At 75.4% G+C, this 13,128-nt stretch carries 13 protein-coding genes and 1 pseudogene; 8 read left to right on the forward strand and 6 right to left on the reverse strand.

Annotated elements, in window-relative coordinates; genetic code table 11:
• A pseudogene (locus AB0N04_RS07485) lies at nt 1-246 on the forward strand (acetyl-coenzyme A synthetase); the annotation flags it as partial.
• Nucleotides 247-304: 58 nt separating this feature from the next.
• Here AB0N04_RS07485 and AB0N04_RS07490 read toward each other — a convergent pair.
• Nucleotides 305-1,555, reverse strand: coding sequence for a serine hydrolase domain-containing protein (locus tag AB0N04_RS07490; RefSeq protein WP_360205485.1), 1,251 nt, complete (start codon nt 1,553-1,555; stop codon nt 305-307).
• Between the two features lie 403 nt (nt 1,556-1,958).
• Between AB0N04_RS07490 and nhaA the strand changes: the two genes are divergently transcribed.
• From nhaA to AB0N04_RS07510, 4 genes are all read left to right on the forward strand, one after another.
• Nucleotides 1,959-3,332, forward strand: a complete 1,374-nt coding sequence (gene nhaA, locus AB0N04_RS07495; RefSeq protein ID WP_360205488.1) for a Na+/H+ antiporter NhaA — start codon at nt 1,959-1,961, stop codon at nt 3,330-3,332.
• 189 nt (nt 3,333-3,521) lie between these two features.
• Entirely contained in the window at nt 3,522-3,998 is a 477-nt protein-coding gene (locus AB0N04_RS07500) for a phage holin family protein (RefSeq protein WP_360205490.1), read from the forward strand.
• A gap of 163 nt (nt 3,999-4,161) precedes the next feature.
• Nucleotides 4,162-5,181: an alpha/beta hydrolase gene (locus AB0N04_RS07505; RefSeq protein WP_360205493.1), complete on the forward strand. Its 1,020-nt coding sequence runs from the start codon at nt 4,162-4,164 to the stop codon at nt 5,179-5,181.
• 144 nt (nt 5,182-5,325) lie between these two features.
• Nucleotides 5,326-5,535, forward strand: coding sequence for a hypothetical protein (locus tag AB0N04_RS07510; protein ID WP_360205496.1), 210 nt, complete (start codon nt 5,326-5,328; stop codon nt 5,533-5,535).
• A gap of 72 nt (nt 5,536-5,607) precedes the next feature.
• Here AB0N04_RS07510 and AB0N04_RS07515 read toward each other — a convergent pair whose 3' ends face one another.
• The 4 genes from AB0N04_RS07515 to nth all read right to left on the reverse strand — a co-directional run bounded on the left by AB0N04_RS07515 (nt 5,608) and on the right by nth (nt 9,382).
• On the reverse strand, nt 5,608-6,309 hold the full coding sequence (locus AB0N04_RS07515; protein ID WP_360205499.1) for a metal-dependent hydrolase: 702 nt from the start codon (nt 6,307-6,309) through the stop codon (nt 5,608-5,610).
• 208 nt (nt 6,310-6,517) lie between these two features.
• Complete coding sequence (locus AB0N04_RS07520; RefSeq protein ID WP_360205502.1) at nt 6,518-7,702, reverse strand: MarP family serine protease; 1,185 nt, start codon at nt 7,700-7,702, stop codon at nt 6,518-6,520.
• Nucleotides 7,703-7,748: 46 nt separating this feature from the next.
• On the reverse strand, nt 7,749-8,495 hold the full coding sequence (locus AB0N04_RS07525; protein ID WP_360205505.1) for a CoA pyrophosphatase: 747 nt from the start codon (nt 8,493-8,495) through the stop codon (nt 7,749-7,751).
• Between the two features lie 17 nt (nt 8,496-8,512).
• Complete coding sequence (nth, locus tag AB0N04_RS07530; RefSeq protein WP_360205508.1) at nt 8,513-9,382, reverse strand: endonuclease III; 870 nt, start codon at nt 9,380-9,382, stop codon at nt 8,513-8,515.
• A gap of 171 nt (nt 9,383-9,553) precedes the next feature.
• Between nth and AB0N04_RS07535 the strand changes: the two genes are divergently transcribed.
• Nucleotides 9,554-10,171: an RraA family protein gene (locus AB0N04_RS07535; RefSeq protein WP_360205511.1), complete on the forward strand. Its 618-nt coding sequence runs from the start codon at nt 9,554-9,556 to the stop codon at nt 10,169-10,171.
• A gap of 63 nt (nt 10,172-10,234) precedes the next feature.
• On the opposite strand, the gene AB0N04_RS07540 is transcribed toward AB0N04_RS07535, so the two are convergent.
• Nucleotides 10,235-11,074: an isocitrate lyase/phosphoenolpyruvate mutase family protein gene (locus AB0N04_RS07540; RefSeq protein ID WP_360205513.1), complete on the reverse strand. Its 840-nt coding sequence runs from the start codon at nt 11,072-11,074 to the stop codon at nt 10,235-10,237.
• Nucleotides 11,075-11,195: 121 nt separating this feature from the next.
• On the opposite strand from AB0N04_RS07540, the gene AB0N04_RS07545 reads away from it, so the two are divergent.
• Together AB0N04_RS07545 and AB0N04_RS07550 are read left to right on the forward strand one after the other, a co-directional pair.
• On the forward strand, nt 11,196-12,254 hold the full coding sequence (locus AB0N04_RS07545) for a winged helix-turn-helix domain-containing protein (protein ID WP_360205516.1): 1,059 nt from the start codon (nt 11,196-11,198) through the stop codon (nt 12,252-12,254).
• Between the two features lie 152 nt (nt 12,255-12,406).
• Entirely contained in the window at nt 12,407-13,081 is a 675-nt protein-coding gene (locus tag AB0N04_RS07550; RefSeq protein ID WP_030240972.1) for a Crp/Fnr family transcriptional regulator, read from the forward strand.
• The last annotated feature ends 47 nt before the right edge of the window (nt 13,082-13,128 follow it).

A 13,128-nucleotide genomic window follows, 5' to 3' on the forward strand; every position in this document is an offset into this window, starting at 1 on the left:
ACCGACACCCCCGAACTCGTCGAGGAACTGCGCGCCCACGTCGGCCGCACCCTGGGCCCGATCGCCAAGCCCAAGCAGATCAAGGTCGTCGGCGAGCTCCCCAAGACCCGCTCCGGCAAGATCATGCGCCGCCTCCTGCGCGACATCGCCGAAGGCCGCGAGGTCGGCGACACCACCACGCTCGCCGACAGCACCGTGATGAGCCAGATCCAGGCCCAGCTCCCGCCCACCGCCAGCAACGGCTGAGCTGCGCGACCGGTCTGACCGGTGCCCCGGGCGGTGACCACCGCCCGGGGCACCGTCGTCACTCCGGCACCACCCCGCCCGGCGCGGCCCGCCCACCGCGCCCGGTGGACCGGGCACCGCCGGCCCCACCCTCCGCGGCCCCGCCGTCCTCGCCGCCGACGCCGTCGCTCCCGGCCGTCCGGTCGGCGGCCAGCGTCCGCAGGGTGTCGTACGCGCGCTGGACGAAGCCGCGGCTGCGCAGCGACCGGGACCCGGCCATGACCGCGAGGCCCACCTCCGCCCGTGGACTGAACCCGACGAAGGCGGTACCGCCGCGGGTCGACCCGGTGTGGAACACCAGCTCCTCCTCCACCCCCTCGTCCTCCCCCGGCCCGCCCCCGGGCGTCCGGTCCGGGCCTGCCCCCGAGCGCTGGTTCCAGCCCAGGCAGATCCGGGTCCCGCCGCCGCGGCGTCGCCCGGCCCGCGGCCGGCGGACCTCGCCGAGCGCGGTCCGCAGCACCGCCGCGTCGGCTGGCTCCGGGAGCGGAACGGCGTCCAGGGACAGGTGCGCCTGCAGGTAGCGGAGCATGTCGTCGGCGGTCGAGCGCAGGGCCGCCGCGCCGGGCAGGGCCGGCAGCCGGAACGACGGCACCCGGCGGCCGCGCCGGTACCGGGCGACGTCCTCCGGGCCGGGCCCGCAGGAGGTGTCCACCAGGCCGAGCGGCCCGCAGACCCGGGCGGCCAGCAGGTCGTCGTAACGCTGTCCGGCCGCGTTGGCCAGCAGCATCCCGAGCAGTCCGCAGCCGAGGTTGGAGTAGCGCACCTGCGTGCCCGGAGTCCCCCGGACGGGGGTCCGCGGCAGTGCCCCGAGCAGGTGGGCGGGGCCGAACGTGGCGTACGGGCGGGTGAACCACCGGGGGGCCACGGCCGGCAGCAGACCGACCGGCGACCGGGGCAGGCCCGAGGTGTGGGTGGCCAGGTGGAGCAGGGTGATCGGCCGCTCGTGCGGGTAGCCGGGGGCGGCGTGCGCGGGGAGGTAGCGGTCGATCGGGTCGTCGTAGCGGACGTCCCCCCGGGCGGCCATCTCGGCGAGCAGCAGGCCGGTGAACGTCTTGGTGACGGAGCCGAGCTCGAACCGGGTGTCGGCCCGGACGGGGCGTTCGGCGGAGCGGTCGGAGTGGCCCCGGCAGGCGACCGTCCGCTCGGCGCCCCGGATCACGGCGACGGCGATGCCGCCGCCGGGGCCCGCGGCGTGGAACAGCGGGCGGAGCAGGTGGTCGAGGTCCGCGGGGACGTCGGTACCGACCGGGGGGTACAGCGCGGTGTTCATCGGTCGGCGCTCCACCGGGGGAGTCGCCGCGACGGCGGTAAGAGGGGTGGTCTGGGCATGGTCGTGCCTCCGGTCGGTCCCGGCCGTTCCCCACCGGGGGGGCGCGCCGCCCCGGGTCGGGCGGCGCCTGCGACCGACGATAGGGACGGGTTCACCCGACTGCATGCGGCCGGGGCCATCCGGGTGCAGGGCGGGTGCTCCCCGGGGGTGCGGAAGCCGTCGGCAGGGCTTAAGTCCTTCAGTAGGACGATCCGGTCGTCACCCGAACGATCCCGCTAGACTGCTAAGGACGCATCAAGGTCCCCGAGCAGGAGACCGGGCGTCACAGGGCGCGCCGGGAAGTCTGGTCGGCAACTGCACCACCCGTGCATCCGTTGCCGCTCCCAGCCCCAGGAGGTCCCGCGTGACCGACCAGCCGCCCGTCCCCGAGCCGACGACCCGCCGGCAGTTCCTCGGCCGGCTGTCCCTGCCCGAGCGGACCTTCATCACCGACGCCCTGCGGACCGAGACGGTCGGCGGCGTGCTGCTGCTCGTCGCCGCCGTGGTGGCCCTGATCTGGGCCAACGTCTGGCCGCAGGCCTACCAGAGCGTCCTCGACCACACCGTCGGCCCGTCCGGCCCGCTCCACCTCGACCTCACCCTCGGCAACTGGGCCAAGGACGGCCTGCTGACGATCTTCTTCTTCGTGGCCGGCATCGAGCTCAAGCGCGAGTTCGTCGCGGGCGAGCTGCGCACCCCGAGCGCCGCGCTGCTGCCGGTGGTCGCCGCGGTCTGCGGTGTGGCCCTGCCCGCCGTCCTCTTCACGCTCGTCAACTCGGGCGGCGGCGGCCACCCCGGCGGCTGGGCGATCCCGACCGCCACCGACATCGCCTTCGCGCTCGGCGTGCTGGCCGTGGTCGGCAGCCACCTGCCGTCCGCCCTGCGCGCCTTCCTGCTGACCCTCGCCGTGGTGGACGACCTGATCGCGATCCTGATCATCGCGGTCTTCTACAGCTCCGGCATCAAGTTCTGGGCGCTCGGCCTGGCGCTGGCCGGCCTGGTGCTGTTCTGGTTCCTGCACCGGCGCGGGGTGCACGGCTGGTACCTGTTCGTGCCGCTGGCCTTCCTGACCTGGGCGCTGATGCACGAGAGCGGCGTCCACGCCACGGTCGCCGGCGTCGCGATGGGCCTGATGCTGCGCTGCCACCGCGAGGGCGACGAGCAGCAGTCCCCCGGCGAGCACATCGAGCACCTGGTCCGCCCGCTCTCGGCCGGCCTGGCCGTCCCGGTGTTCGCACTGTTCGCGGCCGGGGTGACGATCTCCGGGCCGGCGCTGCGCGAGGTGTTCACCCAGGCCATGCCGCTCGGCATCGTCATCGGCCTGCTGGTCGGCAAGACGGTCGGCATCTTCGGCGGTACCTGGCTGGCCGCCCGCTTCACCCGGGCCGAACTGAACCCCCGGCTCAGCTGGGCCGACCTCTTCGCGGTCTCGGTGCTCGCCGGCATCGGCTTCACGGTCTCGCTGCTCATCAGCGAGCTGGCCTTCCCCGGCGACCCGGCCCTCGCCGACCTGGCCAAGACCGCCGTCCTGGTCGGCTCGCTGTTCTGCGCGACGATCGCCACCGTGCTGCTCAAGCTGCGCAACCGGCACTACCGCGCGCTGTGCGAGGAGGAGGACCGGGACGTGGACGGCGACGGAGTCCCGGACGTCTACCAGCAGGACGACCCGGCCTGGCGGGCCCGGGTCGCCGACCTCACCCGGCACCCCCGCGAGGAGGGGCCCGGGAAGGCGCCCTGAGGCCCTCCGGCGGCCCTCCCCGGCCCGGGACACGTCCCCCCGGCGGGGCCCCGGAGTGGTGTGCGACTGACCGGTAGGGGCATGATTCTGAGCTGTCGACAGTCCACGGACGCCTCCGGGCCCCCACCGGCCTCCGGAACCGCACCACACGGCGGCGTCACGCCGCACAGCCGCAGAGGAGAACCGCTGATGCCCGCAGGAGCCGCAGACCCGTCCAGCTACGGCCGGGCGCCCTACGAGGGCGAGCGTTCGGTGGGGCAGCTGTTCGCGGCGGCCACCGCCGACCTGTCCGCGCTCGTCCACGACGAGATCGCGCTCGCCAAGGCCGAGATCCGGGCGGACGTCAAGCGCGGCGTGTCCGGGGGCGTCTCACTGGCCGTCGCCGGCGTGGTGCTGCTGGCCTCCGTCCCGATGTTCAGCGCCGCCGCCGCGTTCGGCATCCACGCGCTGGGCCTCTCGCTCGGCTGGTCCTTCCTGATCGTGGCGGCCGCCTACGTGCTGCTCGCGGTGGTGCTCGGGCTGCTGGCCTGGCGCTCGTTCAAGAAGATCGAGAAGCCGCACCGCACCATCGAGGGCGCGCAGAGGACCGCCGACGTGCTGAAGAACGCCCGGCCGCGCCCGGCCACCCAGGAGGAGATCGACCGGGGCCTGGGCCGCATCCCGTAACCGCCCGCCCGCCCGTCCGGTGACGGCCGGTCCGGCGGCCCGCCCGTCCCTCCCCGGCGGCGGCGCGCCGGTGCGTCGGACGGCGGCCCGCCGGGCGCTCCCGGACCCGCCGGGAGCGAGTGCCGGGCACGTGTCCGGCGCACGGATGTGACACGCTCTCGGTATGCCGCTTGACCAGAAGCCCGTACCCGCGCAGCCGTCCGCCGCATCCGGCCCCGCCCCGGCCCCCGGACGGGAGCCCGCCGAGGAGGCCGCCGGCGGTGCCGTCGACGACGCCGCCGAGGCCTGGAGCGTCCGGCAGGCCGGCCCGTGGACGCACCGCGACCTGGCGGCCAACGGCGCCCGGTTCCACATCGCCGAGCTCGGCGCGGGCCCGCTGGTGCTGCTGGTGCACGGCTGGCCCGAGTACTGGTGGGCCTGGCGCCACCAGCTGACCGCGCTGGCCGAGGCCGGCTACCGGGCGGTGGCCCTCGACCTGCGGGGCATCGGCGGCAGCGACCGCACCCCGCGCGGGTACGACCCGGGCAACCTGGCGCTGGACATCACCGGGGTGATCCGCTCGCTCGGCGAACGCCGGGCGCACCTGGTCGGCCACGCCTCCGGCGGGACGCTGGCCTGGGTCGCGGCGGTGATGCGCCCGTCGGTGATCCAGAGCCTCACCGTCGTCTCCGCCGCGCACCCCCGGGACCTGCGCCGGGCCCTGCTGACCGACCGCCGCCAGGCGGCCGCCTTCGAGCACGTGCTGGGCTTCCAGCGGCCGTGGATACCGGAACGCCGCCTGGTGGCCGACGACGCCGCGCTGGTCGGCCACTACCTGGACGCCTGGACCGGGCCGAACCAGCTCGACGGGGCGGCCAAGCACGCGTACCGGCAGGCGATCCAGATCCCGAGCACGGCGCACTGCTCGATCGAGCCGTACCGCTGGCTGCTGCGTTCGATGGCGCGCCCGGACGGCATCCAGTTCGCCCGGCGGATGAAGAAGCCGATCACGGCGCCGACCCTGCACGTCCAGGGCGCGGCGGACCCGGTGCTGCTGTCGCGCACCGCGCTCGGCGGCGGCGAGTACGTGGCGGCGCCGTACCGCTGGCGGCTGCTGCCCGGGGTGGGGCACTTCCCGCACGAGGAGGTCCCGGAGCAGTTCACCGCGGAGCTGCTGGACTGGATCGGCCACCACAAGGAGTGAGGCACGGGCCCTTTCGGCGGGTCCCGCGGGAAGGGCCTTCGGCCCCCAACTCCCTTGACGCTGAGCTCATATGACAAGCGCATAGGACAACTTCGACGCGACCCGGGCGATTACCCCCACCGGCCCAGGGGCATCCATTCCGGTATGACCTGGATGCCCGATCGCGGCGGTGCCCCGCGCGCCCAACGCCAGAACAGCTCCCAGCGCTCCGCCCACCGCCCCGACCGGGCGGACGACCTCGGCTTCGACGGCCTCGACCGCCGCCAGCGGCCGGCGCAGCGCCAGCTCGGCATCCCGCGCATCCTGGGCCGGCGCGCCCGCTGGGTCGGCGCACGACTGCGGCGCGAGACCTGAGGCCCCGCGCCGCTCCGCCCGGCGTCACCGGCCCGACCGGCCGGCGGCCCGGCGGCCCCGGCGCCCGGCCGGTCAGTTCACGATCGTGGGCGACAGCGCCGTGAACCAGAGCAGGACGAAGGTCGCCACCGACATGATCGGCACCAGCACCTTGGTCTCCACGCTGTTGCCGCTGCGCTTGATCAGCACCACCTCGTAGCGCTCCTTGTGCGGCCACAGCAGCGGCGCGCCCTTCTTGGTCAGGCAGTCGCCCAGCAGGTGCGCCAGCGTGCCCAGCGCCACCGCGTAGGGCAGCCAGCCGGGCGAGTTCGGCATCCAGGTGTTCATCCCGAAGGTGCCCAGCGCGGACAGCCCGACGATGGTGATCCAGGTCTGCGGACCGTCCCCCGGCGGGCAGAGCCGCAGCGCCCGGATCGCCAGCGCGAGCAGGAAGAACGTCAGCGCGAGGGTGAAGTTCCGGCCCAGGAAGGTGACCCCGGCCCAGGTGCCGCCGCCCATCAGCGCGACGAAGAGCAGCGAGTGGGTGGCGTGCCGGTGCCCGCCCGAGGCCCAGGCCACGAAGCGGCAGAGGGCCTTGGAGAGCGGGCCGAGGAAGTTGGCGATCGAGCCGTCGTGGTGGTCGAGGTCCGGCAGCAGGGCCGCACCCGCGCACAGCACGGTGCCCATCAGTATGTCCGCGGGCTGCAGCGTGGTGTGCAGCAGCAGCGGGGGCAGGAACGGCGCCGAGGCCGCGTACAGCATCGCCCCGCTGACCGCGTGCGAGTGACCCATCATCGGACTTCCCCGACCTCCCGTGCGACTCACTCCGGGACGGCGCCCGGTTGAGCCGAACGGGTGAGCGCGGCAGAGGCTACCAGGGGGGACTGACGATCCGACGGACATCCGGCGGAGTGCCCCCGGCGCGTCCCCGGTGCTTCCCCGCCGGAGGGCGGAGCCGACCGGGGCGGGGGCCCGGCCGGCGGGTGCGGCCCGCCGGCCGCGGTCAGAGCGCGCAGCCCTGGGTGTCCACCCGGCTGCTCGCGGTGCTGCCCTTCTCCGCGTCCTCCCGCACCTCGGCCGCGGTCAGCACGTACCCGGTGTCCGCGCTGTCCAGCGACTTGGCGAACACCACGCCGTACACCTGGCCGTCCGGGGTGAGCAGCGGGCCGCCGCTGTTGCCCTGGCGGACCAGCGAGCGGACCGAGTAGACGTCGCGCACCACCTGGCCGCGGTGGTAGATGTCCGGGCCGTTGGCCTGGATCCGGCCCCGGATGCGGGCCGGCTGGACGTTGAAGGCGCCGTTCTCCGGGAAGCCCGCCACGATCGCGCTGTCGTTGGTCTTCGCCTCGCCCGCGAAGGTCAGCGGGGGCGCGTTCAGCTTGGGGACGTCCAGCACCGCGATGTCGCGCTGCCAGTCGTAGCGGACCACCGTCGCGTCGTACAGCTGGCCCGTCCCGCCGATCTGCACGGTGGGCTCGTCGACCCCGCCCACCACGTGGGCGTTGGTCATCACCCGGTGCGGGGCGAAGACGAACCCGCTGCCCTCCAGGGTCTTGCCGCAGGAGGTGGCGGTGCCGACCACTTTGACCAGGCTCTGCTTCGCCCGCGCCACCGCCGGGGTGCCCGCCAGCGCCGGGTCCGGCGTGTCGACCTGGGTGATCGGCTCGTGCTCGAACGGGTTGAAGACCTGCGGGAAGCCGTTGCGGGCGAGCACCTTGGAGAAGTCCGAGAACCAGTTCGGCGCGTCGTCGGGCAGCGCGTTCTGCACGCCCCCGAGGATCGCCGAGGAGCGGACCTGCTTGGACACCGTCGGCAGCGACGCCCCGGCCAGCGCCGAACCGATCAGCCAGGCCACCAGCAGCATCGAGACCACGTTCACGGCCGAGCCGCCCAGCGCGTCCAGCACCCGTGCCGGACGGCGGTCGATGTGCCCGCGGAGCTTCCAGCCGAAGTGCGCGGTGACCGCCTGGCCGATCGCGGCGAACACGATCACCACCACCACGGCCACCACCGAGGCCGTGGTGCCCGGGCTGAGGTGGTCCAGCAGCAGCGGCAGCAACTGGACGGCCAGCAGCCCGCCGCCCAGGAACCCGACCAGGGACAACACACCCACCACGAAGCCCTGCCGGTAGCCCGACACGGCGAATCCCACGGCAGCGGCGATCAGCAGCACATCCAGGACGTTCACCCCGACACCCTCCCACGGCCCCCGGCCCGGCCGTACCGACGGCCCCTCACGAGGAGCCGGCGTCGCCGCCCGGCAGCGCGCTGGAGTGGTCGAGGTCTCCCTGGACCAGGGCCAGCGCCTCGTCCGAGAGGTCGACGACCCGGGACGGGTCCCAGGACCGCTCCAGGCCGCTGTGGTGCAGCACCCGGTCGATCACCCCCGCCGTGAACCCCCAGACCAGCCGGCCGGCGACCGCGAAGGCCGGCCCGACGTGCCCGGAGGGGTGCCGCAGCCGCACCCGGTTCGCCGGGTCGGCGAGCTCGGCGACCGGCACCCGGAACACCGCGCCCGTCTCCCCGCGGTCCACCGGCCGCACCGGCGACTCCACCCGCCACCAGCCGAGCACCGGGGTCACCACGAAGCGGCTCACCGGGATGTACAGCGCGGGCAGCGCCGCGAACACCTGCACCCCGGCCGGGTCCAGCCCGGTCTCCTCCCAGGCCTCCCGAAGCGCCGCCGCGACCGGGCCCGGGCCCTGCGGGTCGCCGTCCTCCGGATCCAGCGCGCCGCCCGGGAAGGACGGCTGGCCGGCGTGCGAGCGCAGCGAGCGGGCCCGCTCGATCAACAGGAGGTCCGGCCCGTCCGGCCCCTCGCCGAAGAGCATCAGCACCGCCGCCGCCCGGCCGCCCTCGGCCGGCGGCAGGAAGCGGCTCAGCTGCTCCGGCAGGACCCGCTCGGCCGCCTCCCGCACCGGCTCCAGCCAGGCCGGCAGGCCGTCCCGCTCGATCACCCGGGCCTCCCGCGCCTCCGGCATCTCCTGCGCCCCGCGCGTCACTCGCCCACCGCCAGGTCCGCGACCCGGCCCAGGTGGGCGTCGGCGTCGGCCCGTGCGGCGGCCTCGCCGGGGAAGTCCGCCGGCGGCTTCAACCGCTGGCCGGGCCGGCCGCCCATCTCGTACTTGAGCAGCTTGCGCGCCTTCTCCGGGTCCGTCTCGCCCTCCCCGTACGCCGGGCAGAGCGGGGCGATCGGGCAGGCCCCGCAGGCGGGGTTGCGGGAGTGGCAGATCCGGCGGCCGTGGAAGACCACCCGGTGCGACAACATCGTCCACTCCGACTTCGGGAAGATCTCGGCGACCACCGCCTCGACCTTCACCGGGTCCTCCTCGGCCGTCCAGGCGAACCGCCGGGCCAGCCGCCCGAAGTGGGTGTCCACGGTGATCCCGGGCACTCCGAAGACGTTGCCGAGGACCACGTTGGCGGTCTTGCGGCCCACGCCCGGCAGCGTCACCAGGTCCTCCAGGCGCCCCGGCACCTCGCCGCCGAACCCGTCGCGCAGCGCGACCGAGAGGCCGATCAGCGCCTTCGCCTTGTTCCGGAAGAAGCCGGTCGGGCGGATGACCTCCTCCAGCTCCTCCGGGTTCGCCGCCGCCATGTCCTCCGGCGTCGGGTACTTCGCGAACAGTGCGGGCGTCGTCTGGTTCACCCGCAGGTCCGTGGTCTGCGCCGACAGCACCGTGGCCACCAGCAACTGGAACGGGTTCTCGAAGTCCAGCTCCGGGTGCGCGTACGGGTACAGCTCCGCCAGCTCCCGGTTGATCCGCCGCGCCCGCCGCACCATCGCCAGGTGCGACTCCGGCTTCCTCGCCCTCACGGCCGGCCGGGCCTTCGGTGCCGCGGCCTTCCGGACCTTGCTCTCTGCCATGCACGAAGGCTACTTCGACCGGCCGACCCGTCGGGGCGGATCAGCCCGACCGGTGCCCGGAGGGGCCGCGCCCCGGCAGGCCCCGGTGCGTGCGGGCGCCCGTCCGGGAGCGTCGCGGACGGGCCGTGGAACCATCGCTCGACGGCATCCCCACCCGGAGGACGAGGAACCATGGACGAGGACTTCAAGGACATCCCCACCACCACCCTGGCCGACGTGCTCGGGCGCGAGCGGGTCATGGACGCCGGCATCCGCTCGCTCTGGTCGGGGGCGCCCCGGGTGGCCGGCCCGGCGTTCACCGTACGGTGCCCGCCGGGCGACAACCTGATGCTGCACGCGGCGATCTACCGGGCCGAGCCGGGCGCCGTGATCGTCGTCGAGTCGGGCGACCCGGACCACGCGCTGGCCGGGGGCAACGTGTGCGCGGTGGCGCAGCGCCGGGGCGTCGCCGCATTCGTGGCCGACGGCCTGATCCGCGACCTCGGCGAGGTGCGGGAGCTCGGCTTCCCGGTCTTCGCCCGGGGGGTGATCCCGATCCCGGGGGCGAAGCGGGCCCTCGGGGCGCACGGCGGCCCGGTGCGCTGCGGCGGCGTCCTGGTCGCGGCCGGGGACGTGGTGGTGGCCGACGAGGAGGGCGTGGTGGTGGTCCCCGCCGCCGGGCGCGCGCCGACGCTGGCCGCGGCCCGGGCCAAGCTGGCCAAGGAGGCCGCCGAGTCGCTGGACGACTGGGAGGCCGCGCACCGCGCCCGGATCGAGCAGAGCCTCGGCGAGCTGGGTTTCACCGGCTGACGGACCGGCGGGGCGACGGCCCGGGCACCCGGGCCGTCGCCGGTCAGCCCCGGTACGGCCCGTTCAGCCCCCGTACAGCCCGTTCAGGTCGCCGAACCCGAGCGCGCCGTCCAGCTCCCGCACCGTCCCGGGCCCGAGCAGTTCGGCGGCGGCGCGCCGGGCGGCGGTGTAGGCGAGCTGGGCGAGGCCGGTGCCGACGGTGACCCGCCGCACCCCCGCGGCGGCGAGTTCGGCGACGCCCGGCCCCCCGGCGACGGCCATCGCGTTCACCGGCAGCGGGGAGCGCCGGCACAGCTCGGCGAGCAGGTCGAGGTCCAGCAGCCCGGGGACGAAGAGGCCGTCGGCGCCCGCCGCGGCGTAGGCCCCGGCCCGGGCCAGCACGTCGTCGAGTCCGCCCAGCCCGAACAGGAAGACGTCCGTGCGGGCGTTCAGCACCAGCTCGGGGAGGCCGGCCGCGGCCGCCGCCGCCCGGGCCGCGCGCAGCCGCCCGGCCTGTTCGGCCACCGGGTGCAGCGGGCCGCCGACGGCGGTCGAGTCCTCCAGGTTGACGCCGACCGCACCGGCCCCGACCAGGGCCGTCACGGTCGCGGCCACGTCGGCGGGCAGCGGACCGTACCCACCCTCGGCGTCGACGGTGACCGGCACGTCCACGGCCGCGACGATCCGGCGGGCCGCCTCGACGGCCTCCCCCCGGGCCAGCCGGTGGCCGTCCCCGCGGCCGAGCGACCAGGACACGCCACCGCTGGTGGTGGCGATCGCCGGGGCGCCGGCCGAGGCGATGACGGCGGCGCTGCCCGCGTCCCAGGCGTTGGGCAGGACGAGGACGCCGTCCGCGAGGAGCTCGCGCAGCCGCAGCGCCCGCTCGCGGGCCGGGTGGGCGTGGGTGGTGGTGCCAGTGGACATGCGGGATCTCCGTCGTCTTTCGGTGCCGTCCGGTGGTGCGTCCGTCCCCCGCATCGTCCGGCCCGGCCCGCAGCGCCCACCAGTGATTAAGCTGGGGCCGAATCTCCGGGGAGGGGCCCGTATGCGCACGGCACTGCACTTCTCCGCGAACGACGTGGCGCTGACCCGCTTCGCGGTCTCCCCGATGCAGGAGGTGGTCGGCGGTCTGCGCGCCCTCGCCGGGGCCGCCGTCCCCGAGCCGCACCGCCGCTGGGCCGAGCAGGTCCGCGGGCGGCTGGCCGCCACCGGGCTGGACCGCGGCCGGCTGGCCGGGATGGTCCCGCACACCGGCCACCTGCCGGACTTCCTCAACCCCGCCCCGGCGGGGTCCTCCCCCACCCTGGCCGAGGAGCTGACGGCGATCGCGGCCACCGGCGCCGCCCAGGTCCGGGCCGACCTCGACGTCCTGGCCGCCGAGGCCGGCGGCCGCCTGCCGCCCGTCCTGGAGCCGCTGTACCGCGACCCGGCGGCACAGCTGCCCCGGCTCACCGCCGAGATCGAGGCGTACTGGCAGCTCGCCCTCGCCCCGTACTGGGCGCGGATCCGCACGCTGCTGGAGGCGGACGTGTTCCACCGCTCCCGGCAGGCCGCCGCGCAGGGCACCGCGCGGATGCTGGACGACCTGCACGAGACGGTCCGCTGGGACGGCACGGCGCTGCTCCTGGACCGGCGGCACTGCGCGGTCACCCGGCTGAACGCCGGGGCCGGGCTGCTGCTCCTGCCGTCCGCCTTCGTCTGGCCGCGGGTGCTGACCAGGGTGCTGCCACCGGATCCCCCGCAGCTGAGCTACCCGGCGCGCGGCGCCGCCACCCTGTGGGAGTCCCGGCCGGGGACGGCCGAGCGCTCGGACGCGCTGGCCGCGGTGCTCGGCCGGTCCCGGGCCCGGCTGCTCGCGGAACTGGACTCCCCGGCCTCGACCACCGAGCTGGCCCGCCGCACCGGGCTGTCCGCCGCCGGCGTCTCGCAGCACCTGACCGCCCTGCGCGCGGCCGGTCTGACCAGCGCCCACCGGGCCGGCCACAGCGTCCTCTACGCCCGAACGGCGGTGGGCGACGTGCTGTTCGATCCGGCCGACAGCGGGTTCGACCGGCCCGGCGAGGCGTTCGACCCGGCGGTGACCGGGGGCCCGGCCGCCCGGTGACCCGGCGGTACGAATGGCCCCGCGCAGCACACCTCGGCGCACCCCCTCCTCATATGATCGGAGCGACATGCGCCATGCTTGGTGATGCAGAGCACTGTACGGAACTTGCGCCGGACGGCCCACCCGCCGGACGGCCGAGAAGGAGGAAGCACGTGGACGACGTTCTGCGGCGCGCCGCACTCTTCGCGGCACTCGACGACGAACAGGCCGGCGAGCTGCGCGCTTCCATGACCGAGGTCACCCTCGCCCGTGGTGAGTCGCTGTTCCACGAGGGCGACCCGGGTGACCGGCTGTACGTCGTCGCGGAGGGCAAGGTCAAGCTGCACCGCGCCTCCCCGGACGGCCGCGAGAACATGCTCGCCGTCCTCGGCCCCAGCGAGATGATCGGCGAGCTGTCGCTGTTCGACCCGGGCCCGCGCACCGCCACCGCCAGCGCGCTGACCGAGGTCAAGCTGCTGGGCCTGGGCCACGGCGACCTGCAGCCCTGGCTGCACGCCCGCCCCGAGGTCTCCATCGCGCTGCTGCGGGCCATCGCCCGCCGACTGCGCCGGACCAACGACGTGATGTCCGACCTGGTCTTCTCCGACGTGCCCGGCCGCGTCGCCAAGGCCCTGCTGGACCTCTCCCGCCGGTTCGGCGTGCAGTCCGAGGAGGGCATCCACGTCGCCCACGACCTCACCCAGGAGGAGCTGGCCCAGCTGGTCGGCGCCTCCCGCGAGACGGTCAACAAGGCGCTCGCCGACTTCGCCGGCCGCGGCTGGCTGAAGCTGGAGGCGCGCGCGGTGGTCCTGATGGACGTCGAGCGGCTGTCGCGCCGTTCGCGCTGACGCTCCCGACGCCGCGAAGGGCCCGTCCGGATGGACGGGCCCTTCGG

It is taken from the genome of Kitasatospora sp. NPDC051702, from assembly GCF_040681575.1.
Lineage (GTDB): Bacteria > Actinomycetota > Actinomycetes > Streptomycetales > Streptomycetaceae > Kitasatospora.